The sequence below is a fragment of the Nocardia blacklockiae genome, from assembly GCF_015477355.1.
GTDB lineage: Bacteria > Actinomycetota > Actinomycetes > Mycobacteriales > Mycobacteriaceae > Nocardia > Nocardia blacklockiae.
This window is the reverse complement of record NZ_JADLRJ010000010.1, coordinates 65,462-88,922: the sequence shown is the minus strand read 5'-3', so window position 1 is coordinate 88,922 and position 23,461 is coordinate 65,462. Positions and strand designations below refer to the sequence as shown.

24 protein-coding genes are annotated in these 23,461 nt (G+C 68.8%); 15 read left to right on the top strand and 9 right to left on the bottom strand.

Going from position 1 to position 23,461, the window contains the following annotated elements; all coding sequences use genetic code 11:
• Nucleotides 1-23: 23 nt before the first annotated feature.
• Nucleotides 24-1,055 (bottom strand): sigma-70 family RNA polymerase sigma factor, encoded by a 1,032-nt coding sequence (locus IU476_RS26555; RefSeq protein ID WP_195104524.1) that lies wholly within the window; start codon nucleotides 1,053-1,055, stop codon nucleotides 24-26.
• A gap of 109 nt (nucleotides 1,056-1,164) precedes the next feature.
• On the opposite strand from IU476_RS26555, the gene IU476_RS26550 reads away from it, so the two are divergent.
• A complete protein-coding gene (locus tag IU476_RS26550) occupies nucleotides 1,165-1,566 on the top strand; it encodes a PPOX class F420-dependent oxidoreductase (protein WP_195104522.1) in 402 nt (133 codons plus the stop codon).
• 1 nt (nucleotide 1,567) lies between these two features.
• Here the strand turns inward: IU476_RS26550 and IU476_RS26545 are convergent, their stop codons facing one another.
• From IU476_RS26545 to IU476_RS26535, 3 genes are all read right to left on the bottom strand, one after another.
• Nucleotides 1,568-2,269 carry an alpha/beta fold hydrolase gene (locus IU476_RS26545; RefSeq protein ID WP_195104520.1) on the bottom strand — a complete coding sequence of 234 codons (702 nt, stop codon included), beginning with the start codon at nucleotides 2,267-2,269 and terminating at the stop codon, nucleotides 1,568-1,570.
• Between the two features lie 41 nt (nucleotides 2,270-2,310).
• Nucleotides 2,311-3,009 (bottom strand): alpha/beta hydrolase, encoded by a 699-nt coding sequence (locus IU476_RS26540; protein WP_195104518.1) that lies wholly within the window; start codon nucleotides 3,007-3,009, stop codon nucleotides 2,311-2,313.
• A 149-nt stretch (nucleotides 3,010-3,158) separates the two neighbouring features.
• Nucleotides 3,159-3,950 carry an FHA domain-containing protein gene (locus IU476_RS26535; protein WP_195104517.1) on the bottom strand — a complete coding sequence of 264 codons (792 nt, stop codon included), beginning with the start codon at nucleotides 3,948-3,950 and terminating at the stop codon, nucleotides 3,159-3,161.
• Between the two features lie 246 nt (nucleotides 3,951-4,196).
• Here IU476_RS26535 and IU476_RS26530 point away from each other — a divergent pair, with 246 nt between their 5' ends.
• From IU476_RS26530 to IU476_RS26505, 6 genes are all read left to right on the top strand, one after another.
• Entirely contained in the window at nucleotides 4,197-4,538 is a 342-nt protein-coding gene (locus tag IU476_RS26530; RefSeq protein WP_195104515.1) for a hypothetical protein, read from the top strand.
• A gap of 88 nt (nucleotides 4,539-4,626) precedes the next feature.
• The gene (locus IU476_RS26525; protein ID WP_195104513.1) at nucleotides 4,627-5,220 is read left to right on the top strand and encodes a MauE/DoxX family redox-associated membrane protein; all 594 of its coding nucleotides are present in this window, start codon (nucleotides 4,627-4,629) and stop codon (nucleotides 5,218-5,220) included.
• A gap of 4 nt (nucleotides 5,221-5,224) precedes the next feature.
• Entirely contained in the window at nucleotides 5,225-5,770 is a 546-nt protein-coding gene (locus tag IU476_RS26520; protein WP_195104512.1) for a hypothetical protein, read from the top strand.
• Nucleotides 5,771-5,898: 128 nt separating this feature from the next.
• Entirely contained in the window at nucleotides 5,899-6,957 is a 1,059-nt protein-coding gene (locus IU476_RS26515) for a hypothetical protein (RefSeq protein WP_195104510.1), read from the top strand.
• Between the two features lie 101 nt (nucleotides 6,958-7,058).
• On the top strand, nucleotides 7,059-7,709 hold the full coding sequence (locus tag IU476_RS26510) for a TetR/AcrR family transcriptional regulator (protein ID WP_195104508.1): 651 nt from the start codon (nucleotides 7,059-7,061) through the stop codon (nucleotides 7,707-7,709).
• Nucleotides 7,706-8,866 carry an NAD(P)-binding protein gene (locus IU476_RS26505; protein WP_195104507.1) on the top strand — a complete coding sequence of 387 codons (1,161 nt, stop codon included), beginning with the start codon at nucleotides 7,706-7,708 and terminating at the stop codon, nucleotides 8,864-8,866. The genes IU476_RS26510 and IU476_RS26505 overlap by 4 nt, the downstream gene beginning before the upstream one ends.
• 15 nt (nucleotides 8,867-8,881) lie before the next feature.
• On the opposite strand, the gene IU476_RS26500 is transcribed toward IU476_RS26505, so the two are convergent.
• Nucleotides 8,882-9,976 (bottom strand): cytochrome P450 family protein, encoded by a 1,095-nt coding sequence (locus IU476_RS26500; protein WP_438944073.1) that lies wholly within the window; start codon nucleotides 9,974-9,976, stop codon nucleotides 8,882-8,884.
• Between the two features lie 550 nt (nucleotides 9,977-10,526).
• Here IU476_RS26500 and IU476_RS26495 point away from each other — a divergent pair.
• Together IU476_RS26495 and IU476_RS26490 are read left to right on the top strand one after the other, a co-directional pair.
• A complete protein-coding gene (locus IU476_RS26495) occupies nucleotides 10,527-11,735 on the top strand; it encodes a wax ester/triacylglycerol synthase domain-containing protein (protein WP_195104506.1) in 1,209 nt (402 codons plus the stop codon).
• Nucleotides 11,736-11,921: 186 nt separating this feature from the next.
• The gene (locus IU476_RS26490; RefSeq protein ID WP_195104505.1) at nucleotides 11,922-13,034 is read left to right on the top strand and encodes a hypothetical protein; all 1,113 of its coding nucleotides are present in this window, start codon (nucleotides 11,922-11,924) and stop codon (nucleotides 13,032-13,034) included.
• 165 nt (nucleotides 13,035-13,199) lie between these two features.
• On the opposite strand, the gene IU476_RS26485 is transcribed toward IU476_RS26490, so the two are convergent.
• Nucleotides 13,200-13,781 carry a hypothetical protein gene (locus IU476_RS26485; protein ID WP_195104504.1) on the bottom strand — a complete coding sequence of 194 codons (582 nt, stop codon included), beginning with the start codon at nucleotides 13,779-13,781 and terminating at the stop codon, nucleotides 13,200-13,202.
• Between the two features lie 224 nt (nucleotides 13,782-14,005).
• Nucleotides 14,006-14,374 carry a VOC family protein gene (locus IU476_RS26480; protein WP_195104503.1) on the bottom strand — a complete coding sequence of 123 codons (369 nt, stop codon included), beginning with the start codon at nucleotides 14,372-14,374 and terminating at the stop codon, nucleotides 14,006-14,008.
• Between the two features lie 185 nt (nucleotides 14,375-14,559).
• On the opposite strand from IU476_RS26480, the gene IU476_RS26475 reads away from it, so the two are divergent.
• The 6 genes from IU476_RS26475 to IU476_RS26450 all read left to right on the top strand — a co-directional run bounded on the left by IU476_RS26475 (nucleotide 14,560) and on the right by IU476_RS26450 (nucleotide 20,949).
• Nucleotides 14,560-14,703 carry a lasso RiPP family leader peptide-containing protein gene (locus tag IU476_RS26475; RefSeq protein ID WP_195104502.1) on the top strand — a complete coding sequence of 48 codons (144 nt, stop codon included), beginning with the start codon at nucleotides 14,560-14,562 and terminating at the stop codon, nucleotides 14,701-14,703.
• 72 nt (nucleotides 14,704-14,775) lie between these two features.
• Nucleotides 14,776-16,644, top strand: a complete 1,869-nt coding sequence (locus IU476_RS26470) for an asparagine synthase-related protein (protein ID WP_195104500.1) — start codon at nucleotides 14,776-14,778, stop codon at nucleotides 16,642-16,644.
• Nucleotides 16,641-16,898 (top strand): lasso peptide biosynthesis PqqD family chaperone, encoded by a 258-nt coding sequence (locus IU476_RS26465; protein WP_195104498.1) that lies wholly within the window; start codon nucleotides 16,641-16,643, stop codon nucleotides 16,896-16,898. The genes IU476_RS26470 and IU476_RS26465 overlap by 4 nt, the downstream gene beginning before the upstream one ends.
• Nucleotides 16,895-17,317: a lasso peptide biosynthesis B2 protein gene (locus IU476_RS26460; RefSeq protein ID WP_195104496.1), complete on the top strand. Its 423-nt coding sequence runs from the start codon at nucleotides 16,895-16,897 to the stop codon at nucleotides 17,315-17,317. Before IU476_RS26465 ends, IU476_RS26460 begins: the two co-directional genes overlap by 4 nt.
• Nucleotides 17,318-17,529: 212 nt before the next feature.
• Nucleotides 17,530-18,585, top strand: a complete 1,056-nt coding sequence (locus IU476_RS26455; protein ID WP_195104494.1) for an NAD(P)-dependent alcohol dehydrogenase — start codon at nucleotides 17,530-17,532, stop codon at nucleotides 18,583-18,585.
• Nucleotides 18,586-18,729: 144 nt separating this feature from the next.
• On the top strand, nucleotides 18,730-20,949 hold the full coding sequence (locus IU476_RS26450; RefSeq protein WP_195104493.1) for a helix-turn-helix transcriptional regulator: 2,220 nt from the start codon (nucleotides 18,730-18,732) through the stop codon (nucleotides 20,947-20,949).
• A gap of 19 nt (nucleotides 20,950-20,968) precedes the next feature.
• Here IU476_RS26450 and IU476_RS26445 read toward each other — a convergent pair whose 3' ends face one another.
• On the bottom strand, nucleotides 20,969-22,069 hold the full coding sequence (locus tag IU476_RS26445) for a methyltransferase (RefSeq protein ID WP_195104490.1): 1,101 nt from the start codon (nucleotides 22,067-22,069) through the stop codon (nucleotides 20,969-20,971).
• Nucleotides 22,066-23,355, bottom strand: a complete 1,290-nt coding sequence (locus IU476_RS26440) for a hypothetical protein (RefSeq protein WP_195104489.1) — start codon at nucleotides 23,353-23,355, stop codon at nucleotides 22,066-22,068. The genes IU476_RS26445 and IU476_RS26440 overlap by 4 nt, the downstream gene beginning before the upstream one ends.
• Nucleotides 23,356-23,461: the final 106 nt, after the last annotated feature.

Sequence of the window (23,461 nt, the reverse complement as noted above, 5' to 3'; positions counted from 1 at the left end):
GTTGGCGGCGATCGATCCGGCTGTCACGGTTCGGCACCAGGAAACCTCGTGCCCGCAGTGGCGGGCAACCCGCAGTGCCGGACGAGGTCGGGGTCGCCGAAAACGGCGATGTGCGTGATTCCGCCGGAACCCGTTGTGAGGACGCCGATTCCGAAGGCGATGTACGTGCCGGTGTCGTCGCGGTGGTAGGCCGCGACGGCGGGCATGCCGTTGACGCTCGTGGGCAGCATGCGCCAGGTGCCCGGGGTGCCGAGCACCTGGTTCGCCAGGTAGGCGACGCAGGTCCGCTTGCCGGAGAACCAGGTGCGCGACGGCGGCATCTCGATCACCGCGTCCCGGTGCAGAATGCGCTCGAGCAGAATGGCATCGGCGTTTTCGAAGGCCGCGATGTATTCGTCGAGCAGGGCGCGGCCGCGCGGATCGGTCGGCTCGCTGCGGTGCGCCGCGGCGTGCGCGAGACCGTCGACGCGAGCGCGGGCGCGCTGCAAGGTGCTCTTGACCGCGGCGGTACTGGTGCCGAGTAGCTCCGCGACCTCGGCGGCCGGGAAGTCCAGTACGTCCCGCAGGATCAGCACCGCGCGCTGACGCCCGGACAGGTGCTGCAGCGTGGCGATCAGCGCGAGCCGGAGGCTGTCGCGGGTCACGGCCACCGCGGCCGGATCGTCGGACGGCGAGGTCACCAAGGCGTCCGGCAGCGGACCCAGCCACGCGACGCCGTTGTCGGCGGGATCCGTTGCGGCGTAAGGGTTTCCGCTGGCGTCACCCAGGTCGGCGGGCAGTACCCGACGGCTGCGGTGGGCCAGCGCCGTCAGGCACGCGTTGGTGGCGATGCGGTAGAGCCACGTGCGGACCGAGGCGCGTTCCTGGAAGCCGTCGTAACCGCGCCACGCCCGCAGGTAGGTCTCCTGCACCAGGTCCTCGGCGTCCTCGTGCGAGCCGAGCATGCGGTAGCAGTACGCCAGCAGCTCGCGCCGGTACGGCTGCGTCAGGTCGGCGAACTCGGCGTTCGGTGATCGGTCCTCCGTCGGCACGACGCCCCCTCCTCTCCGGGACATCGAACTGTATCGCGGCGGATGTGTGCGAAATTCTCGCGCCGCACCCGATTCCTTTTCCGCCCGGCCGTGGTCTGTATCCCTGAAACCCCAGACGGAAGGACCGGATCCCATGACCACAACAGCCGACCGGGCGGCCCGCACGCTCATCGACAGCCCGCACGCGGCGATTCTCGCCACCACCAACGCCGACGGCCGCCCGCAATCGTCGGTGATCTTCGTGAAGTACGACGGCGACGACATCGTGTTCAGCACCATCGAGGGCCGGTTGAAGACGCGCAACATGCGGCGTGACCCGCGCGTCAGCCTGCTGCTCTACGGCCGGGACGACGGCCGTTACGTCGAGGTCCGCGGCCGCGTCGAGCTCACCGCCGACCCCGACAAGGTGCTGCTGCACGAGATGTACGGCCGCTACATGAACGGCGCTACCCCGCCCCCGGAACCGGACGCCGAGCGGTTGATCGTGCGGATCACCCCGGAGCGCTTCTACGTCTGGCCGCCCGAGAACGACTAGGCTACCGCACCGCGGCGCGCGCGATCAGTTCGGCGACCTCGGCCGGACGCGACACCGAAACCGCGTGGGAGGCCGGGATTTCCACGCTGATCGCGCCCGCGCGGCCGGCCATGTATCGCTGTGCCTCGATCGGGATGTTCTTGTCGTCCGTGGTGAGCAGGGCGTAGGCGGGAATCGTCCGCCAGGCCGCCGCGGCCGCGGGCTGTTGCAGGGCGGCGAGGGCGACCGGGCGCTGGGTGGCCGCCATCAGTCGCGCGGTGGCCGGGTCGACGTCGGCGGCGAACTGACCGGGGAACTCGTCCTGGCGGATGTAGAGCTCGGTTCCGGTGCCGCCGTCCGGGAGTGGGTACTCGGCGGACCGGGTCGTCGGGCCGAGAGTCGAGCCGGGGAACTTGTCGGTCAGTTCGAGGGCGCTCTCGCCGACATCGGGAATGAACGCCGCGATGTAGACCAGCGCGGTCACGTTCGCTTTGCCTTGTGCCGCAACGCTGATCACGCTGCCGCCGTAGGAATGCCCGGCCAGGACACACGGACCCGCGACGGTATCGAGAACGGAGGCGACATAGGCGGCATCGGAGTCCAGCCCGCGCAGCGGATTAGCGGCCGCGAGCACCGAATGACCTTGGGCGGTAAGACGTTCCACGACGCCGTTCCAACTGGAGGAGTCGGCGAAGGCGCCGTGCACGAGAACGATGGTGGTCATGAGATTGCCCTTTCCGGGACTGGTGCGGGAAACGAAGCGGTTCAGGACAATTCGGCGACGGCGGCGGCGAGCACGGCCGTCACCTCGTCGGGGTGGGTCTGCATGATCAGGTGCGGGCCGTCGATCTCGGTGATCGAACGCAGCCCCGCGCGCCGGTAGCCGAACCGCTCGACCTTCGGGTTGATGGTGCGGTCCGCGGTGGAGACGATGCCCCAGCCGGGCTTGGACTTCCACGCCGCCGCGGTGGCGGGCTCGGTGAAGGCGGCGGCGGACAGCGGACGCTGCGACACGGCCAGCACCGCGGCACGCCGCCGGTCCAGACCGGCCGCGAAGATCTCCGGGAACGCGGCCACCTCGACCGAGACGTCGGTACCGCCACCGGGGTACGTCGAATACACCAGGTGCGCAGCCAGTTCCGAGTCGGGAAATCCGCCTTGCAACTGCCCGAGACTCTCGCCTTCGTCCAAGGCGTAACCGGACACGTACACCAGCCCGGCGACGTTCTCGGCGAGACCCGCCACGGTGATGACCGCGCCACCATACGAATGCCCGGCCAGCAGCACCGGCCCGTCGATCTGCTCGACGAAGGACCGGATATAGGCAGCGTCGGCGGACAGGCTCCGATTGAACACCGGCGGCGCGGCAACGGACAACCCCTCCCCCAGCAGCCGCTCGACAACCGGAGCCCAACTGGAGGCATCGGCGAATGCCCCGTGCACGAGAACGATGGTGGGTGACATGGCGACCTTTCCTCGACGCGCCGAACGCCTCGAGTATCGAGCCACCACCCCCCTCCCCGCCCCGCCTGATAGGCCGTCGAACCCCCTAATCAGGCCAAGCGCCACGCACACTCGGCATCGAAGCGCGAGGGTGATGATCCGAAGGCGCGTCAGTCCTCGCTGCCGAAGTCGATGAGGGCGAGGTCGCGGGGGACGAGGGTGCCCGACTGCATGAGGTGTTGGATCAGGTTGTGGTTGAGCATGTTTCCGATCGGCTGGGGTACCTCGTCGGCGGTGAGGCCGGGTACGCCGAGGCGGGACAGGCGCTGGCGGACGGCGGTGACGAGTTCCTCGACGCGGCGGCGTTTCCAGCCGGCGTCGGGTTGGAGTTGGGTGAGCAGGTGGGTGGTGGCTTGTCTGGTCCAGGGTTGCGGGCGTGGTTCGCGGCGTAGGTAGCGCTGTCCGAGGACGACGAGGACGAGGCGTTCGGTGTCGGTGAGGTCGTAGGAGACGCCGGGGTAGGTCACGTGGCGGTGGCGTGGGCCGGGTTCGGTGAGTTCGGCGTCGTTGACGAAGATTTCGAGCAGGTGTTCGCGTCGTTCGGAGCCGCGGATGAACAGCGGTGTGTAGCCGGGTTCGAGCGGCACGGGTTCCTCGTTGCGGAACAGCAGGCAGGTTTCGGCGATCCGGATCGGCTCGGCGCCGAGGTTGTGGACCCACCAGCGGCCGTCGCCGTGGACGAGGGTGCCGTGGCGGCGGCTGATCCGCAGGTCGTTCTCCCCGAGGCAGACGTGGACCTGCGGCCGGTTGCGCCCGAAGACGAGCTCGCGGCCTTCTTTCGGGCCGAAGGTGACGCCGCCGAGCAGCGACAGCGCCGACACCGTCCCCGCCGCCGGTGCCGCCACGCCGCGGGCGAGGCTGTCGTGCGAGGCAGGCAACCGGCGTCCGCCCACGGGTTCCATCGTCCGGCACATCCGTCTCACCCCGTCCTTGTCGATTCGCGGTGACACCGATCCTGACACCGGCCCCCGGGACCGGTCCCGGCAATCGCGTATCGATGGCGAGACTTCGTGCGATGCCGTCCACCGTCCCGGCGTGTCCGTGACGCGCTGACCAGCGGACTCGTCTACATTCGGGTCCAGTTCTTCGACCACGCGTGATCCGCCCCCGCCGCAACTCCGCCTCTTCACCATGTCCGAGGGGACTCGATGAATCGACGCGATATGGCCCGGCTCGTCCTTGCGACAATGACCGCCGGGATCACGGCGACGATCGGCCACGCACCGGCGCAGGCCCGCACGCCCCGGCACACCGAGATGTGCGAGCAGCGGTGCTCCCTCAACCAGTCCGAGACCACCGGCAGCAGGTGTGTCTACGACTGTCATGCCGACCCCGTGCGTAGCGCGCGACAGAATGCGGAGGATTTCGCGGCCGCCTTGGGCCAGAAGGGATACGACTGTTCCGCCGTCGCGGGCCAGGTCGTCTGTCGCAAGTCCGCGACATTCGGGGCTTGTGGTGACAAGAGCTGGAACACCGGGCGCGGCTGTTGACGGAGATCGACCCGCGGCGGGCATTCTCGCGCCGCGCCCGATGGGCCTGCGGTGTCCCCCGTCCGAAACATGTAGGGGGACAGTGGTATTGACCGAGGTCGCCGGTTTCGTATTACTCGTCGCGCGCTTAGCGATCGCTGTGATCTTCCTGTCCGCCGGACTCGGCAAAGCAGCCGCACCGCGCGGCTTCACACGCGCGGTCGCTCGCTACGAATCGGTGCCGACACCGGCGGTCCCACTGGTAGCCGCAACGGTCATCGGCTTGGAGATCGGTTGCGGCGCACTGTTGTTCATCGGCGTCGTGCCGAGTGTCGCCATGGCCGCCGCGATCCTGCTGCTGATAGTTTTCGCTGCCGCGATGGCCGCGAATCTGATCGGCGGTCGCCGATTCGACTGCGGCTGTGGAGGTTCCGCGGGCGACCGCGAGATCGGGTGGGCACTGGTCGCCCGGAACCTGTTGCTCGCCGCCATGGCGGCAGTGGTGGTGATCGTCCCCGTCGATGCACTCGTCCCGGTTCCGGGTCCTCGCGTGCCCGGTCAGTTGTCATTGCCCGACGAGTCGGGCTGGGCGGCCCTGCTACTGGTGGTCCTCGGGTCTGTGGGCCGACAGCTGGTGGCGGCCGGTCGCAAGGTGGTGTCGCTGTACCGGCCGCTGAGTGCGGTCCTCGATTCTGAAAGGTGACCGCATGAGCTGGCCCTGGATCCTCGTCCTGGCAACCGTATCGGCAGTCGTCGTCGTGCAATCGGTGCTTCTGATCGGGCTGCTCACTCGGCTCGCGCCTGCGCTGGAACATTTCACCCTCGAACACGACGGACCACCACAACTGCTGATCGGCGCCCTCCTTCCGCCACTCCCCTTACTCGCCGCGGACGGGACCGTCACCACCCTCCACGAAATCCGCCGACCGTCGGTGCTGCTGATAGTCAGCCCGCACTGCGGCCACTGCGATCGACTGCTGAACGCTCTCGACGAGCCCATACCGGGATTGACGGTCCTCACCGAATCCGGCCCGGCAGGCGAGTCCCAGACAACCCACCTGCCCGCCTGGCTCCCGATCTACTTCTACAACGACACCCTCCCTCGGACACTCAACATCGCCACGACCCCCCTCGCGATAGCCATCGACCACGAACGTCGCACAACCGCCGCGATCACCCCCACCGGCACGCCCGTCCTCCGCGAACTGGCCGCACTACAACGCCTTTCGCTCGACATCACGCCGGTGTCATAGCAGGCGCCGCCGTTCGGCCTGGTTACCCGGATATCGCAAGGCTTGTTAAGCGAATGGCAAGACCGAGAGGCGACGCTCTACCGAGCCCGGTGTGCCCGGAGCGTCGTCGATTCGGAGAAGAGGTCGTCATGCGCACACGATGTGCTCGGCTGGTGATTGCCGCGGTCGCGGTGGCGTCGGTGTCGGCCGGTTGCGCGGTGAGCGACGACTACGCCGCCCGGCGGGACGTAACCACGACGCAGTCGATCGCCCCGATACCGCCACCGGATCCGGCGGACTATCCCGAGCGGCCGGTCGCGATGCCGACCGGGCAGCAGGTCGCCGACCTGCTGCCCGAGACGCAGGCGCAGGTGCTGTGCGCGGCCGCGGGCCCGCAGCAATGGCAGACGTTCCTGGGCGAGGCGGCGATACTGCGACGACACCACGACGGTTCCTGCGGCGTGTACACGACGCGGCTGCGGGCCAGGTTGGCGTTGAGCGACATCACGACCGGCGATTCGCGTCCGCCGATCGCGGGCAAGCCGGCTACCGCAAGGATCAGAACCGCCGACCGAGACGTGGTCGCGGGCACCGTGCTGACGGTCCGGCTCGTCGACGATCTGCCCGCAGGCCTGAACCTGAGGCCCTTGCTCTCCCTCACCGTATCCCCCGCGCCCGGCAACGATCAGGTCGACAGCACCGAATCCCTTGCCGTCCAAGCCGCCTCGGCCGTCGTCCCGCGGCTCACCGGCCCGGGGCCGCGGCTTCCCGGGTACAGGGTGTTCGTCCCCACGCCACCATCGCCCGGTGTCGGCATCAGCGATCTCGCCGTGCAGGTTCGGAGCAATCGGCTGTGCACCGTCGCTCTCGACATCATCGGCCCGCTGACGACACCGGCCGACATCTCGCCGGAGAACGACTACTGCCTCGTCGCCTACTCCAGCGGCGCTCGCGACCAACCCTCCAGCGGTCACGACGCCTGGTGGTCGTACGGGATTGTGTTCGATCCCCAAACGAACTACAGCGGAGTCGAATCGCTGCCCCCGGGAGAACTGCTGCGCATCGACGAGAGCACCTACGTGGCCCGGCTCACCACCGCGCCGGGACAGCCGCCACTGCGGATCATCGCCGACGGCGACCACGCTCCCCTGCCGGTCCCGAGCCGCGAATTCGCCCAACGCGTCGTGAACACCTTGCTGTACTCCTGAACTCGCGGGAACCAGAGGAGGTTTTCGCGGCGGCGCGGTTGCGCGCGGCGGCGCTCCAGCCGTAGGCTGGGATGAAAGTAAGCACTTACTTACAGGTGGTCATGGGCGACTCGACGCGGGATCGGATCATCAGCGAGGCGTTGCGCCTGTTCGGCGCGCAGGGATACGCGCGCACGACCGTGACCCAGATCGAGAAGGCCGCAGGGCTTTCCGCTGGGTCGGGCGCGCTGTATCGGCATTTCCGGGCGAAGGACGAGCTGCTGATCGAGGCGGTCCGGACACGGCTGGGCGAGCGCGGCCAGTGGGGGCCGTTGCTGGCCGAGGACTTCTCGATCACGGCGTGGCTGGATTCGCTCGCCCCGGGCGCCTCGACCGTCGACAAGTTGACCATGCTGTTCGGCATCGGTCTGAACCGGCTCGAACACGACCGGGACGTCAACCGAATCCTGCTGCGCGACAACTCGATCGACACCGCCGTACTCGAGGTGTTCCGCCGTGACGAGTACATGGTGTTCGTCACCGCGGTCCTGCGCGGCCTGCTCGAGCTCGCCGGACCCGAAGGCGCGAGCCAGGATTGGGAGGCCACCGCAGCGGTGCTGGTCGGCGCGATCGCGCACTACTGGCTGATCAGCGACACCTTCGGCGGGCAGCACCCCACCCAGGTCGATCCCGAGCGCTACTTGCGCGCGACGGCGGAAATGGTCGTCGCCCGCCTGCACCGGGCGGGCGCGGAGGAAGAGGGGACACCGTGAACGCACACCTCACCGTCATCGGGGGCGGGCTCGCCGGATTGACCGCGGCGATCGCCGCCGCCGAAACCGGCGTCCCGGTACGGCTTTTCGAGGCACATCACCGCCTGGGCGGCCGCGGCCGCGCCACACCCCCGCCGTATGTGGTGCACGAGGGCGCGCATGTGTTCTACGCGGACGGCCCGCACTACGCATGGCTGAAGCGGCACGGCTTCGTCTCCGACCTGGGATGGCCGGGCATCGGCGGCTGGGCGCGACTCGGTTTCCGGGCCGGCGGTCGCATTCGGAAGGTGCCGCCGCCGGGCATGATTCGCGCGCAGGCGAGCACCGGCACCAAGGCGCCGGTCGACGTCGAGTTCCACAGCTGGGCCGCCTCGCGGTGGGGCGAGCACACCGCGACACAGCTGGCCAACGCGATCAGCGTCGTCACCTACGACGCCGAGACCGGCGGCCTCTCAGCGGCTTTCGTCTGGGGTCTGATCCGCCGGGTGTTCGGTCCCGCGGTTCCGGCGGTGCGCTGGGTGCGCGGCGGATGGCAGCACGTCATCGACGACATGACCACTCGCGCAACCGAACTCGGTGTGCGGATCGAGACCGGCGCCCGGATCGACGAAGTGCCCACCGGTGGTCCGGTGATCGTCGCGACGGATCTGCACGCCGCCCGCCGCCTGCTCGGCGACCCCGCATTGGACTGGCGCAGCGGCCACACCGCGCTGCTCGACATCGCGGTCACCGCCTCCCGCCGCGACCGGACACTGGTATTCGACCTGGACGAGGGCGGTTTCCACGAGAGCTACACCATGCAGGACGACACCGTCGCCCCGGCCGGCGAGTCGCTCTACCAACTGCAGATGCCCATCCGCGCCGGTGAATCCGCGCCGGACGCGCATCGTCGACTCGAGGCGTTCGCCGACCTGACCATCCCGGACCGGCGCTCCCGCACCACTTTTCACCGCACCGCGACGGCGAGGAACCGCACCGGCGCACTCGACCTGCCCGGCCACACCTGGCACGACCGCCCCGCCATCGACCGCGGCGACGACGTCTACCTCGTCGGCGACATGGTCGCCGCGCCGGGGATGCGCGGCGAGATCTCGATCAACAGCGCCCTGATCGCGGCCGACCGAGCCGTCGCCGCGCTCGGCACCCGAATCCCCTGACCTGCGCTCGAACGTCTACCCGCGCAACGGAACAGAGGGAGGGAAGGTGACCGGCAGGGCCGCCAGAGCGCGGTGGAAGGGGCCGGGCCGCCAGGCCGGCACGTCGGCCGATACGACCAGCCGGATGTCGGGCAGCGCGTCGAGAAGTTGATCGACCGCGCCCTGAGCGATCAGGTAGGCCAGCGACTGCGCCGGGCAGGCGTGTGGCCCGATGCCCCACGCCAGGTGCGAGCGATTGCCGGTGAGATTCCCGGTGCGGATCGCGGGGTCGTTGTTGCAGGCGGCCATGCTGATGACGATCGGCTGATGTGCGGGCAGCCAGACGTCATCGATGAGGACCGGCTGACGGGGATAGGTGGTGAGCTGGTTCGCCAGCGGCGGATTGTCGAACAGGACTTCGTCGAGCGCGTCGCGGGTGGACAGGTTTCCCCCGACGACGCTTCCGCCGAAGCGTTCGTCGGAGAGGATCAGCAGCAGGGTGTTGCCGATCAGGTTCTGTTCCAATTCGATTCCGCCGTAGAAACTCGTCAGCTGGTGAATGATCTCCAAGTCGTCGAGTTCGGCGGGGTGCTGGAGCAGCAGCGAGGTGATGTCGTTGCCGGGCTCGGACCGTTTGAGGGCCAGCAGTTCCAGCAGGGCCTCGGCGATCATCGTGTTGCCCGCTTCGGCATCGGTTCCTTCGAGGATCGCGACCATGCCCGAGGCGACTCGCTGTCCGATCTCCGGCGGGCAGCCGAGCATGGAATCGGTGACCGCGAATGCGAGCGGCAGCGCGTACTGGCTGATCAGATCGGCGGCACCGGTCTGGCAGAAGCCGTTGATCAGCGGGATGGCGATCTTCTCCACGGTGGCATCGAGAGTGTAGAGATCTACCGCTTTGATACTTCCGGTAATTGCCTGCCGGTAGCGCTGGAGCACCGCCCCGTCGTTCCGAGTTCCGTTGGGGCGCCACTCCATCAGTGGCCGGACGGGGCAGTCGGCCGGAATGTTCTGCTGCCAGACGCGTGGGTCGGCGGGGAAGTGTTCGGGATCGTTGAGGATTCGGAGCGCGGTGGTGTACCCGACCACCAATGTGGCCGGCACGCCCGGCGCGAGTTCGACCGGAGCCAAAGAGCCGTACGTTCTCCGCATTTCGTCGTAAGCGCGGTGCGGATCCGCAGCAAATTCCGGTGAGTGGAGCGGTACCCGCGGGCCTTCGGAGGCTATCGGTGAGCCGTGGACGACCGGGCAGGCCGAGATTTTCGGCCGAGGCTGTGTGGTACTCAAGAATGGGACTCCGCATATTCGTGTCTGCTGGGGACGCGGGCATTCACGCATTCCCGCTTTCGGCCGCCGAACATGTGCCGCTGCGCCGAGCAGCCTACTGTCCGCCGCGTAGTTGTGCCAATCTTCCTGTTCCCCCGGCGGATCGGCGCAGCCACCGGCTGCCTGGCCAGCGGCTCCCCGCGCGGCAACGCCGCCGAACCCACGCCCGGCACCTCCGATATCGGCGAATCGGCTGCCGCTCAACGATATACAACCACACGCGTTGCGGCCGCCCCGACGCTGTGGAAAGCTGCCGTGGACGCGGCGCTGCCGCCGAAGCCGCAGATTGGAAGGGAACCGCAGGATGAGCACCCTCGACATGCCTACTACGGCAATGGATCGGACGCTACGTGGTTTGGTCTCTTCCGAAATTCAGCTGAATATCGGCGCGGTTCTGCACTTCGACGGGCAACCGCCGCAGCTGGGTGACATTCGTGAGCACATCGCGAGCCGGCTGGCCGCGCTCCCGGCTTTGGCGGCCTGGATACCGCGGGGAGCGCGGCGTTGGTCGGTGGTCGACGAGGTGGACCTGAACGGCCACGTCGCCGAACACGTTGTGCCCGTGGCGGAAGAGCTGGAGCAGGCCGTCGTCGAGCTGGCGAAGACGCCGCTGCCGGAGGACGCGCCGCACTGGCGGATGTGGTTGCTACGTGGTTACGCGCCGGATCGATACGCCCTGCTGTATCTGGTGCACCACAGCGCGCAGGACGGCGCGGGCATGCTTCGCACACTGGAGTCGCTGTTCGCGCCCGGCGTCCCCGAGAGCGAATCGTCGGCGGCGTATCACGGCTTCGCGCAGTCTCCGCGTGCGTCGATCCGCACGCGAATGCAGTGCCTCGCAACGGATCTGCGGAGCCTCCGCGGCATGGGCACCTGGGATGTGCCCGGGTGCCGGCCCACCCACGAGGTCGGATTCGCCTGGAGCCGCGTGCCCACCGATACGCTCACCGACATCGCCCGCGCTTTCGACTGCACCCGCAACGACGTGTACGTCGCGGCGCTCGCCCACGTGCTCGCCGACTGGCAGAGCGAGGTGCGCGGCGGCGCCGACCTGCCCGACATGCCGTTCCTGGTGTCGGCCAACGTGCGCCGCCCGGACGAGGTCGCGCTGGCGGGCAACAGAACATCCATCTCCTACCTCCGGCTGCCCGGAACGCCGCTCCCCTTCGACAAACGGCTCGCCGGCACCGTCGACGCCACCGTGCCGTTGAAGTCGCCCACCGTCCGGGCAGCGTTGCGCCGCAACTTCGACACCACGCCCGCATGGGCCATGCGCGCGACCTTCTCCGCGCTCTCGACCCCGCGCCGCGCTCCGACCTCGGTGTCGAATGTCGTTCTGCGCCATGCCCTCGCGCTGCACGGCGACCCTGTCACCGCGATCGACCCGATCACCACCACCCTCGGCGGCCTCCCGCTGAGCGTGCTCCTCCTCGTCAACGGAGACACCGCCAGCGCATGCTTCCGAGCCAGCGCCGGACTCCCCGGCCTCGACCGGATACACCACACGTGGGAACAGACACTGCTCTCGTGGCAGCGCGAGGCGGCCTCGCTGAGCCGATCCTGAAGCTGTCGGGACCGGAGCAGCACTCCCGGCGCCGCTGGTGAGCGGTGATTACCTTCCCAGCCACGGCGAACCGCCCGCCCGCGGACCGGCATACGATCCGCTCGTCCACACATCGCGCCGCAGGACGAGCGTCGTCGTAGCGATACCCGCCGGTTCTCCGCGGCCGATCGAGCGAGCGGAGCCGCTGTGACCAGGTACGCGCATTTCGTCGGTAGCCTGCCCGAGGCACTGATGACGGGCGATCGAGAAATCCTGGAGTGGTTCGCCGATCGCAGTGCCGGCTGGCCGCTGACCGCGGTGCCGCGCGACCTCGACGCGGGCTGGGTCGTCGGCTATCTGCGCGCTCTCGAGAACCGCGAGGCCTTCGAAGTCCTCCGCCCCGGTGACTATGCCGACTACAGCGATATGCGCAGCTACGGTGTGCGGCCCGGCCACGTCCTGGAACCACGTGATGTGGCGATGGGGCGCGTGCAGCGAATCGGTGCCATCGTCTCGGAATTCGAAGCGCTGCAGCGGGATCGGCCGGAGTTGGCGGACAAGCGAGTACAGATCAGCCAGCCCAATCCCTTGGATTTGGCACTCTACGTTTTCGCCGGCGCGGCGGTTTCGCTCGGCCTGCCGGTGGCGCCCGCGGTCCGCAACCTCAATGTGGTCGTCGCCGCCCTGCGGCAGCTGCCGGTGTTCACCGCCGCGGTGCTACAGGAAATGTCCGAGGTGACAGCTCGATACGGGGATCGGGTGATATGGCAGGTGGAGTCGCCCATCGCGACACTCGGCATGGTGAAGGCCGCGCGGCTGCGGTCCCAGTGGTCGTTCGGGCCGCTGCTCGCCCGCCAGCTCGGCGGTTTCCTCGCCCGCACCCACGAGATCGGCGCGGCCACGACCCTGCACCTGTGCTACGGCGACCACAAACACAAGAACCTCCTCACACCCGACAGCCTGGGGCCGGTGGTCGACTTGCTCGGCCGGGTCTCCCGGCTGCTGCGTCAGCGCGAAGTGCCGCTGCCGGTCGTGCACGTCCCCTGCGCCTACGGAGCCGACCCGGCGCCGCTGGACCCGGCGTTCTACCGTCCACTGCGGCGACTCGATCCCGACTGGCAACTCATCGCCGGTGTCGTCAGCCCCGACGCTGTCGACGACAGCATCCGGGCATTGGAACTCTTCGAAAACGCTTCGGGGCGTACCGCTTACGGTGTAGCCACCGCATGCGGGCTCGGCCGCCGAACCGTCGACGACGCCTGCTCAGCAGCCGCAGCCACCGTCACCACAGCCCGCGCCACCCTCGACGCGACCGCCTGACCCGGCTTTGGGCAGGCTGTCGCCCGGGTGGAAGGATCCGGTCTGTACGACAACGTGCCTCCCGGACCGCGGAAAGTGTCGGTCTGGTGCCCGAACGGGGGCGCGAGCGTGTACGACGTAGTCGTGCAGGGCTGAGCCGACCGGCCGCGAATGCGGCGCGGGGCGTTATCGGCCCGACGAACCCGTCCCCGCCCCGGCGAATCCGAACTCCGAGTACAGCAGTGCGCGCTGGGCCGGGCGTGCGCTGTTCACGCACTCCTGATAGTCCTCGTCGAAGTCGAACCGCTGCCTGCAATCCCAGCTCGCCCCGGCCGCCGAGACAGTGATCACGACGCCGGAGGCCCAGCGCGGGTACTCGGCGGCATAAGCGTCGGTCACCTGGCGGGCCGTATCGCACGGGATGTAGTCCGCGCGCACTTCGTATCCGCGAAATCCGTTGCCGCAGTAGAACCCTTCCCGTGCCGGCGGGGGCGGCGTGGTAGTCGTCGTTTCCGGGGACCGTGAGATGGTGGTCGGCGGTTCGACGGTCGTCGTGGGCGCCACGGTCGTGGTCGGCGGCACCACGGTCGTCGTCGGCGGCGCGACAGTGGTGGTCGGCGGTGCGACGGTGGTCGGGTCGGTCGTGGGCGGTGCGACGGTGACGGTCGGCGCCGGTGCGGCGGTGGTGTCCGGTCCGGCGGCGTCGGCGTACGCGACCGCAGTGAGTGTCGCGGCGGCGCCGAGAGCGAGCAAGCCCACGAATCGCATGGGGCAACTCCGATCTGACGAGAATGATTGGGCACCGCGGAGTCCGACGGCGTACCCCCGACCTCGGGCTTCGGCGGTGAGATCCACCGTACCCACGCAGAATGTGCCCACCTCGCCCCGAATTCATGGGGCTGCCGCCCGCCGGACTCATCCTGTACCGACTGTGCGGTATTTCTATCGGTGCGCCTCGCCCACGATGCGCACCTCTAGCGCGACCCCCTGGTCTAACCCCAGTTGGCGGCGAGCGTAAGGCAGAACGGGTGGCCGCTCGGGTCGAGCAGCACCCGCCAGGTCTCGCCCGGCTGAAACTCCGGCACCGTAGCGCCCAGCTCGACCAGCTGCTTACTGGCCATCTCGAGGTCTTCGACCGCCAGATCCAGGTGGAACTGCTTGGTGCCGTTCTCGTTCGGCCAGGCGGGCGCCTGATAATCCGCGACGGTGCCGAACCCGAGGGCGTGATCCGGACCGGTGAGCATGGCGTACTCCGCCTGCGCGTGCGCGATCTCCCAGCCGAGCGCCGCCGCCCAGAACTCCGCGTCTCGCCGCGCGTCGGCACTGTCCAGGGTGAGCATCTTCAACGTAGCGACTGCCATGAGCTTTCCTTCCGCAACAGAACAACTGGCGACCAGCCTCGCAGCACCACCACCGTCCGCGATTGCAAAAACGCGACACCTCACCTCGGGCGCGGGACCCCTCCCGGCCGCCCGGCCTTAGCGTGGCCGGGCTTCGAACGGCACGGAACGTTCGGAGCAGGCATCGACAGAATCGAGGTACCGCAATGGATTCCGTCCGGAGATTCGACGACGACACCGTGTACGAACCGCCGATGCTCGTGGAGGTCGGGAAGTTCGCCGAGGTGACACAGGGTGCGAGCTACGTGATCATCGAGGGCTACCCGAGCGCCTGGGGCTCCAACTACTAGTTCGTGTGCCGCGGTGGCCCGTGGCCGCACCGGTCCCGGGCCATTCGCCTTTCTGCGCAAGGGAGATCGATCATGCGCGACGAAACGCCATGCTGGTTCGTCTGCGTGCCGGACATCCGAATCGGCGACACGCTCGCGCGGCTGCGCTCGCGGGCCGACCGGGCGATTCCGCATCCGTCCGGACGGCCCTGGTTGCTCGGCAATTGGCGCGACGATCAAGTGACGGTGGCGCGGGCCGGAAATTCGGTCCTGGCCGTCTTCGGCAAGTCCTCCGCTTCGCCCGCCGAACTCGAAACGCGCGTGCGCCGAGTGCGCGGCCCGGCCGACGTGGAAACGGCTGCCGAGGCCCTTTCCGGCAGCTACCATCTGCTCGCTTCCATGGACGGCAGTTGTTATCTCCGTGGGTCGGCGTCGGGCTCACGCAGGTGCTTCCACGCCACGGTCGACGGTGTGACCGTGGGCGCGGACCGGGCGCGCACCTTGGCCTGGTTGATCGACGCCGACGTGGACGACCGGCAATTGGCGGCTCACCTCGCTTATCCCGTGCTGCCCTATCCATTGAGCGGCCGCGCGATGTGGCGGGGAGTGCACGCCGTCGCACCCGATGACGCGCTACTGCTCGCACGTGAGGGGACACATCGGACGACGCGGTGGTGGCGGCCCCCGCCCGCCGACGCGGGATTCGATCAGGGCGCCGCCGCACTGCGCCGCGCCCTGCGCGAGGCGGTGGCGTTGCGGGTCCGTCCGGGAGAGGTCGTCGGCGCGGATCTGTCGGGCGGAATGGATTCGACGTCGGTGTGCTTCCTCGCCGCACAGGCCGGCGCTCGCCTGGTCACCGCCTCTCTGCACTGGTCGGCTCCGGGCAACGAGGACCACGCCTATGCCGAATACGCCGCCGAACATCTGCCCGGGGTCGAACGGCTCGTCTTTCCATCGCTCGAATTGCCCGAGTTTCTCGCGGATTCGGCTCATCGCCACCCTCCCGCGGATGAACCCATGGGCATCGTCCGCGACCGTGCGCAGCAGCGCGCGATAGCCGAACTCATGGTCGCGCGAGGCGCCTCGCTCCGATTGACCGGTCACGGCGGTGACTATCTCGTCGTGCCACCAGCCCAGTATGTGCACGGATTCCTGCGCCGCCGTCCACTGGCGGCGCTGCGGCACCTCACCGGATTGCGGGCGCGCGGCCGCTGGAGCCTGGGCGCGAGCATTCGCCTGTCGGCCTCTCGGAGCACCTACTCCCGCTGGCTTCTCGCGGCGAATGGCCGACTGCGGGATACCGATATCGCATCGACGCCGGGCGAATGGGGTGAGAGATTCCGGCTGCCGCCGTGGGCCGACGAGGACGCCGCCCGCATGCTCGGGAAACTCCTGCGTTCCGCCGCGGGCGAGGCGACACCTTTGTCGGACGATCGCGGAAGACATGCCTGGATACATCAGATCCGGGAAGCCGGTCGAGGAGCCCGGGTTCTCGCCCAGATCTCCGAGCAGACCGGCCTCGACACCGACAGCCCGTTCTGCGACGACTCCATTGTGAACGCCTGCCTGAGCGTTCTCCCCGAACACGCGCGCGACCCGTGGTCGTACAAACCGTTGCTCGCCGCGGCCATGCGGGGCATCGTCCCGCCGCGAATTCTGCACCGCAGCACCAAGGATCACTGCACCGAAGAATGGTTCCGGGGCCTGCGGGCGCATCGCCGCGAACTCATGGATTGGGCCGAGGATTCCCGCCTCGCCGCCAGGGGCCTGGTCGACGCACCCGCACTGCGCCGCGCGGTCGCCGGTCCGGCCATGCTCACCGGCGGCTTCACTCAGCTGGACAACACATTGGGGGCCGAGGAATGGCTACGCGATCTCGCCGCGCACCCCGTCCCCACCTACCTATCCCGCACCGACACCCCCACGATCCACGGACGGCCGCGAAGGAGCGCCTGGAAATGAACCGACTCCGCGACGACGTCAGTCTGTGCGCTACGCCAGACGGCACGATTCTCCTCGACGAACGAAACGGCCGATACTGGCAGCTCAACCCGACCGGCACCGAGATCCTCGCCGCCCTGCTGGACGGTGTCGCCGAGGACGAGGTGGTCCGCCGACTGACCGAATCCCGGCCGGTCGCCCGCGAGCGCGCGGCGGCCGACGTCGCCGACCTTCTGACCCAGCTGGCCCGCGCCGACCTCGTCGAATCCTCATGAACCACGATCAGATCCTGGCCGCGGCCACTCCGCCGCCGCTGTCGCGACGCGTCGGCCCCTACATCGCCGTCGCAGTCGCGCGAGTCCTCGCGCGACTTTCCCCACGCCGCCTCCGCGCGGTGCTGACCCTCCTGCGTCGCGGCGCCGCACCCGCCGACCACGCCCGAGCGCTCCGGGCACGCGAGGCCGTCACCGCGGTCAGTACCCGGTGCGCCGGCCGGTACTGCCTGCAACGTTCCCTCGCCACCGCAGTGCTGTGCCGCCTCACCGGCACCTGGCCGACCTGGTGCACCGGAGTACGTACCGCACCCACTGCGGCACACGCTTGGGTCGAGGCAGAGGGCCGCCCCGTCGGTGAACCCCCCGACACGGCCACCTACCACACCCTCCTGACCGTCCCACCGGTTTCCGACGCCTAGGTTTCCGGGAGCTCCGGGACATTCGGCGCAGCCGCGAGCGGCTCGTCGGCGACGACGCTATCCGGCAGATTCTCGATACGTGACAATGACGGCTCCCTGTCGGTAACGAGACGGATCGCCCGGGTTGTCACTGGCCGCTCCTCGGCCCGGACAGCACGATCGTCGGTACAGCACGCCCGATCGAAACGACCTGTCCCGAAGAGGTTTTCGACATGACCGACACGACCATCCCGTCTCCGCGCGTCACCGGTATCGCGGCGGCCGACACCATGCGGGCGGTGGAATACGACCGCTACGGCGGACCCGAGGTGTTGTGCGTCCGCCGGGTCCCGCGTCCCCGCCCGGGCCCACGAGAGGTGCTGATCCGCGTCCACGCCGCCGCGGTCAATCCCGCCGACGTCAAAATCCGTGCGGGGCAGATGAAGCTGGTCTCGCGCCGGCGGTTCCCCAAACGCAGCGGTCTCGACTTCACCGGCGAGATCACCGCGGTCGGCGGCAAGGTCACCGACGCCGCGATCGGGCAGCGGGTGTGGGGATTCCTCGCCGACCCCACCGGGCGCACCGGCTCGCTCGCCGACTACATCACCGCGGGAACCGACACCTTCTCCCCCGCACCGGCCGCCCTCAACCTCCGCCAGGCGGCAGCGCTTCCGAGCGTCGGCGTCACCGCCCTGCGCGCACTACACGCGATCCTGAAAGTCCGTGCCGGGCACAGGCTTCTGATCGTCGGCGCGGCGGGCGGCGTCGGCAGCACCGCCATCCAGCTCGCCGCCGCCACCGGCGTCACCGTCACCGCCCTGGCCGGCCCCGCCAACCACGAGTTGTGTCGCGCGCTCGGCGCCACCCACGTCGCCGACTACACCGACCCCACCACCCTCACCGGCCCGTTCGACGCGGTGCTCGACTGCCACGGCTCCCATCTCCCCACCTACCGCCGCCTGCTGCACCGGCGCGGGCGCATCCTGTCGCTCAGTCCCACCGCCCTCGGCCCCGCAGCACTCTCGCTGCTCACTCTCGGCCCCCGCATCCGGCTGACCGCGATCCGTCCCCGCCGCGCCGACCTGATCACCCTCGCCGATCACGTCGACACCGGCGAACTCCACCCGATCGTCGACGCCGCCCACCCCCTCGACGACATCGCGACCGCCCACCGCGCCCTCGAAACCGGCCACGCCCGCGGCAAAATCGTCATCACCGTCCGCCCGAACGACGACCGTGATCCCCGCACCACCCACAAGGCCGGTGACGCACCGCGAAGCGCTTCCTGACGGCACCGGCGAGACGGCAGCCGCGGCCACACCGGTCGACGTGGCCGCGTACGACAACCGGTAAACCGATATCGCGGCGAACCGCGCCCTCCCCCGTTCAGAAAATCGGGACCCCCTATCGGTGCCGATGTCGCGAATCTCAGGTTGACAATCGAGCGCGGGCTCCGGTTATCTGAGGAATCGAGTTCTTGTTGCGTAGCCGCGTGCTCATCGGAAAATTCGGTGCCGCAGGCTTACCGCGACAGCGCTGTCGCTCACATCACAATATTTCCCGAATGCCTCGACGAGTCCGGCAGGTTCGGGCATCAGAAGGGGGAGCGGCTGATGCATGTCGACTTCGAGAACGCGGGTGCCGACGGCCCGGCGACCACGCCCACTACCACGCAGTATGCCCCGGTCGGGGACCGGGTGGCCGCATCGGAGGTGCATCGGAGGCTGCTCGAACTCGGCGGTGAATTCACCGCCGTAACCGAGGCGATTGCAATACTCGATCAGAATGTTTCCCTAGAGCGCATTGCAGCGGTGCTGTCCGTCGAGACCTCGGCGGTGCAACGGATTGTGAATATTCTCGAGACCGACGGCGTATTGGACGGATTACGACTGCGGGATTGTGAACTCGCACAATTCGTCCGGCACGCGATGCGGTGGGAGAGACGGCGGCGTCTTCACGAAGCGGCTGCCGTCGTGCTGTATCGGGACCGCGCGGAACCGATGCCCGTCGCGGACCAGCTGCTGTGGGCGGGCGGCCCGCGCTATCCCTGGGCGACAAAGGTTTTGCGCGGCGCCGCCGAGCAAGCGCTCGTCCTGGATCGGATCGGTCGTGCCGCCGAATACCTCGACGCCGCCTACCGGATCGCCACCCATACCGAGGAGCGAGCGGCGCTGGCCGCGCTGCAGACCACGGTGGAGTGGCGGGTCAATCCGTCCGCGGCCACCCGGAATTTCGCCCGCGTCCACGCGGCGGTCCGGGCGGGCACGCTGCCGTCGCTGTCACTGGGCAGCGCGGTGCGGTTCCTGTTGTGGCACGACCGCATCGACGACGCCTGGACCGCAATGGAGTTGCTGGAACGGGCTGCTCCGGACGCGGAGTCCGCCTTTCTGCGGGAGTGGGTCGGCTACACCTATCCGGAATCGTCGGCGAAATCGGTACGGAGCGAATCGCGGCCGATTCCCAGCGCGCCGGAGACCGGCACGGTGTATCCGCTCGCCACGCAATTGGTCGCGGCATTGGCGGACGGCGCGGGTTCCGCGGCGACGATCGTGGCGCATCGCCTGCTGTCGCGATTTCGGTTGGATTCCGGCACTGTCGAGGCATTGAGCGCCGCGCTGGAGGCGCTGATTTATGCCGGTGATCTCGATGTCGCCGCGGCGTGGTGCGATGCGGTGTCGGCCGAGGCCGTCGCGCGCTCGTCCCCTACGTGGCGTGCGATCTTCGCCGGCCTGCGGGCCGAGATCGCGGTGCGGCAAGGCGATGTCGAGACGGCGGCCGAATGCGCGGTGCGCGCATTGAATCAGGTCCCGGCCGCCAACCAAGGCATGCTCGTGGCGCGGCCGCTGGCCTACCACGTGCGAGCACTCACTGTCGCGGGCGAATACGAGCAGGCCTATCTCCAATTGGATCGCGACGTGCCGTTGAGCGTGTTCGAGTCCCGCCTGGCATTGCCGTACCTGCACGCGCGAGGGCATCTGGCATTGGCGACGGGCCGCGTCGAGGATGCCTTGACGGACTTCGAACTCGGCGGCGCCCTGATGCGCCGCTGGGAATTGGATATCGCCGGACTGGTGGCCTGGCGCAACGACCTGGCGCTCGGTTTCCTGCACGCCGGCGAGCCGGCTCGGGCACGGGCGGCGGCCGAGCAGCATCTGCGCCACGTGGGTACGGTGCACGGACATCCGAGCGCCGGGGTGTCGCTGCGACTGCTCGCGGCCACACTCCCGCCGCCGGATCGTATTCCACTGCTGCGCCGTGCCGAATGGATCGCGCGGCACGCCGACGACCGTCTGGAACATGCCACCGCACTGGCCGATCTGGCGGAGGCTCTCGAATCGACCGGCGAATCCGATCCCGCGCAGGCGATCCGACGATCGGCGGTGCGATTGGCGCGGCAATGCCGCGCGGAACCACTGGTCCGGCGGCTCGTCGGCGAGCCGCCGATACCCAGACCGGAATCGACGAACCAGAACCTGACCGAAGCCGAACAGCGGGTGGCGGAATTGGCCTCGCGTGGTCTGCGCAACCGCGATATCGCCGTCACCCTGGGAATCACCACCAGCACGGTGGAACAGCACCTCACGCGGGTCTACCGAAAGTTGCAGGTACGCAGGCGCACCGAACTACGGTTCCGGCTGAGTACGACCGGCTGACACCCGCCACGCCCGCCGGTCAGATCGGGACGGCTTCCACGACGGACAGCGGGGTGATGGTCGGAACGATCCGGTCTATCCGAAATTGCGCCTGTGCCAACAGTTCCGCGTATTCGTCGCGGGTGCGTTCGCGGCCTCCGATGGTGAGCATCACTTGGAGATCGAGCCAGTGGCTGAAGTGCGGCCGGTTGCGATCGCTCGGCACCACGCACTCGATCAGGAGCAATCGGCCGGACGGACGCAGGGCGCAGCGCACCGAGCGCAGGATTTCCACGGCCGTCTCGTCCGGCCAGTCGTGGATGATGTTCTTGAGGAGGTAGGCGTCGGCGCCGGGCGGCACGGCATCGAAGAAGGAGCCGTTCTCGATGGCGCCGCGATCGGAAACGCCTGCCCGCCTGAATGTTTCGGAAGCACGGCCGGTCGCCGACGCCAGATCGAAGACGGTGCCGCGCAGCCCCGGGTGTGCCCGGAGAATGGCGGCGACCAGCTCGCCGGAGCCGCCCCCGACGTCCACGATGCGACCGAATTGCCCGAAGTCGTACACCGTCAGCAGTGGACGCACACTCATCGCGGTCGTCACCCGCATTGTTTCGTGGAATTTCGCGGCGAGTTCGGGAGCCGCTTCCAGATGACGGAAACCGGTGGTGCCGTGGGCCAATTCGTGTCCCGATCGACCGGTGCGCACGGCGCCGAGGAGTTGACCGTGGGTGGCCCACAGCACCGGATCACCCGACGCGAGCACCAGCGGCCGGACGGTCTGCCGCGACGCGGTACGCAACGGCTCGGCCATGGCGTTGAGGGCGAAGCGATCCGACGCCAGGTGCGTGAAGATGCCGTAGCCGGACAGCGCGCGCAGCAGTCGATACGTACTGCCGGGGTCGGCGTCGGCTCGGCGGGCGATCTCCTCGGCCGAGAGCGGGCCGTCCTCCAGCATCTCGGCGATGCCCAGAGCCGCGGCGACGTAGATGGCCTGGGTGGGCAGCCATCCGTTGGCGAGGTCCAGCACTGCCAGAGGAGCCGGGACGACGCGCGACAACAGCCGGCGAAACCGCGTGTACGCCCATCCGGCGATACGGGAGATCCACACGGGCGGCAGGACTTTCGGACCGTATCGAGTCATGACCGCTCGTTCGCCGCGGACTGGGCCCGGACGCGGACCGCTCCGATGAGTTCCTGGTAGGGGTCGCTCCCGGGGAGGACCGACGCGACCGTGCCGCTGTCCCGGAGCAGGACGGCGACGCCGCCGGACAGTCCGTAGGTGTCGAACACCGCACCCGACGGATCGCGGTGGCAGGGCTCGGACGGGTCGGTGCTGCGCGAGAGCGGGACGGCGGTGATCGGCGTGGTGTCCATCATCCTGACGTAGCCGACCGCGTCCTGCCAGGCGCGTCCGGACGCGGCGCAGAACAGCAGGGCCATGCCGTCGGCGGCCAGCTCGGCGGCGGCAACCTCGTCCTGTCCGCGGCGCAACGTGAAATCCGGTATCGCGTCGGTGAATGCGCCGAGCGGTCGGCGGAGCTGGGTCAGGGGCGCGAGCGCGGTGTCCGTGGTCCGATCGATGCGACGGCGCCACGGCAGCGCCAGCAGCGCGATCAGCGGCATCAGCACGATGGCGCCGGTCAGCCAGCAGACGAACGCCGTGAGGACCGCCGCCGACAGCAGCCGCCGGCGCGACACCGAGCGGATCAGCGCGCCCCAGTAGCGGAACAGCCGGCCGGCCGCGCGGTCGGCCGCGGCGAGATGGTGCACCACCCGGGCACCGGACACCGGCGTATCGCCGCGCGCGAAAGCCGTGCCGCACTGGCGAATTCGCTCGAGTTCCGCCTCGGTGACGCCCGCCCGGCCCAGGACCGCGCCGTCGCGCTTGCCGTGCAGCAGCCAGCGCAGCGTACTCAGGATGGTGAGCAACTGCGGACGCGTATCGGTCGCGACGACCACCCCGAGATGCTCCGCGCCGAGTCGGCCGAGTCGCCGGTCCACCTCGAGCGCCGCCGAATACCACATGTTCCGACAGGCGATCAACGACAAGACATTTCGTCCGGCTACCAGATGCGGACCCTGATTGAGCAATGTCCGCATCGGCAGCGAGGGCGCGAGAAACCAGATTTGATACCCGAGGATCACCAGCTCCGAGGGATCGGTGCGCAGCTGGTCCGGAGCTGTCTTCAGATCGATGGCGGCGGCCGGATTCACGCAGTCCGGGAAGATGCCGAAAAAGCGGCGCAGCGACCACGGGAGCGGATACCCGTGCGCCGGTGCGATATCGACTCGGCGAATCTGCCAGCCGGCCGCCCGCAAAGGTTGCGTGAACGCCTCGACGGTGTCAGTGAGCTGGCCGGTCTGCGAGTAGTGAAACACGACCGCGCGCCGGACAGCGGGGGTCTCGGATGAATATTCGGATTCCATGGCGTCGCCACCTTCGGGGCCGTGCCGAAATGAAAAAAATATCGAGCGCTCGGACCGTATCGGAGCGCCCGCTACCCGGTCAAGGCGCCGCGCGCCCGCCGTAGGG

Excerpts from the sequence above, each read along its gene's own strand:
- IU476_RS26470 (WP_195104500.1), top strand. The coding sequence starts at position 14,776 with ATGCGCGACGAAACGCCATGCTGGTTCGTCTGCGTGCCGGACATCCGA.
- IU476_RS26440 (WP_195104489.1), bottom strand. The coding sequence starts at position 23,355 with ATGGAATCCGAATATTCATCCGAGACCCCCGCTGTCCGGCGCGCGGTC.
- IU476_RS26555 (WP_195104524.1), bottom strand. The coding sequence starts at position 1,055 with ATGTCCCGGAGAGGAGGGGGCGTCGTGCCGACGGAGGACCGATCACCG.
- IU476_RS26550 (WP_195104522.1), top strand. The coding sequence starts at position 1,165 with ATGACCACAACAGCCGACCGGGCGGCCCGCACGCTCATCGACAGCCCG.
- IU476_RS26475 (WP_195104502.1), top strand. The coding sequence starts at position 14,560 with ATGGATTCCGTCCGGAGATTCGACGACGACACCGTGTACGAACCGCCG.
- IU476_RS26455 (WP_195104494.1), top strand. The coding sequence starts at position 17,530 with ATGACCGACACGACCATCCCGTCTCCGCGCGTCACCGGTATCGCGGCG.
- IU476_RS26465 (WP_195104498.1), top strand. The coding sequence starts at position 16,641 with ATGAACCGACTCCGCGACGACGTCAGTCTGTGCGCTACGCCAGACGGC.
- IU476_RS26520 (WP_195104512.1), top strand. The coding sequence starts at position 5,225 with ATGAGCTGGCCCTGGATCCTCGTCCTGGCAACCGTATCGGCAGTCGTC.
- IU476_RS26535 (WP_195104517.1), bottom strand. The coding sequence starts at position 3,950 with ATGGAACCCGTGGGCGGACGCCGGTTGCCTGCCTCGCACGACAGCCTC.
- IU476_RS26540 (WP_195104518.1), bottom strand. The coding sequence starts at position 3,009 with ATGTCACCCACCATCGTTCTCGTGCACGGGGCATTCGCCGATGCCTCC.
- IU476_RS26480 (WP_195104503.1), bottom strand. The coding sequence starts at position 14,374 with ATGGCAGTCGCTACGTTGAAGATGCTCACCCTGGACAGTGCCGACGCG.
- IU476_RS26510 (WP_195104508.1), top strand. The coding sequence starts at position 7,059 with ATGGGCGACTCGACGCGGGATCGGATCATCAGCGAGGCGTTGCGCCTG.
- IU476_RS26515 (WP_195104510.1), top strand. The coding sequence starts at position 5,899 with ATGCGCACACGATGTGCTCGGCTGGTGATTGCCGCGGTCGCGGTGGCG.
- IU476_RS26545 (WP_195104520.1), bottom strand. The coding sequence starts at position 2,269 with ATGACCACCATCGTTCTCGTGCACGGCGCCTTCGCCGACTCCTCCAGT.
- IU476_RS26445 (WP_195104490.1), bottom strand. The coding sequence starts at position 22,069 with ATGACTCGATACGGTCCGAAAGTCCTGCCGCCCGTGTGGATCTCCCGT.
- IU476_RS26485 (WP_195104504.1), bottom strand. The coding sequence starts at position 13,781 with ATGCGATTCGTGGGCTTGCTCGCTCTCGGCGCCGCCGCGACACTCACT.
- IU476_RS26460 (WP_195104496.1), top strand. The coding sequence starts at position 16,895 with ATGAACCACGATCAGATCCTGGCCGCGGCCACTCCGCCGCCGCTGTCG.
- IU476_RS26530 (WP_195104515.1), top strand. The coding sequence starts at position 4,197 with ATGAATCGACGCGATATGGCCCGGCTCGTCCTTGCGACAATGACCGCC.